Below are 365 nucleotides of genomic sequence, written 5' to 3' on the forward strand. Positions count from 1 at the left end.
CACTCGGGTTTTGGAACAAGACTTTTCAGTTTATAACGAGAAAGATAAAGAAGAATGATAGAGATTTATACCGATGGAGCCTGTAAAGGCAACCCTGGACCGGGAGGTTGGGGAGCATTATTAACAAGCGGGAAGCATCAGAAAAAGATTTATGGTGGTGAGCTTGATACAACCAACAATAGAATGGAGCTGCTTGCTGCAATTCGGGCGCTCGAAAGCTTAAAGAAACCTAGTGTTGTTCACTTACATACCGACTCCCAATATATGCGCAAAGGGATGCTTGAGTGGATAAAAGGTTGGAAGAAAAATGGCTGGAAAACTGCAGCCAAAAAGCCAGTAAAGAATGTTGAGCTATGGAAAGCGTT

General features: G+C 42.7%; 1 protein-coding gene. It reads left to right on the forward strand.

Annotation, left to right across the window (positions count from 1 at the left end; all coding sequences use genetic code 11):
- Positions 1-54: 54 nt before the first annotated feature.
- Positions 55-365 (forward strand): ribonuclease HI (gene rnhA / locus A3757_RS20270; protein WP_068740184.1); only part of this gene is annotated, 311 nt, incomplete at its 3' end.

The sequence above is a fragment of the Oleiphilus sp. HI0117 genome, from assembly GCF_001635235.1.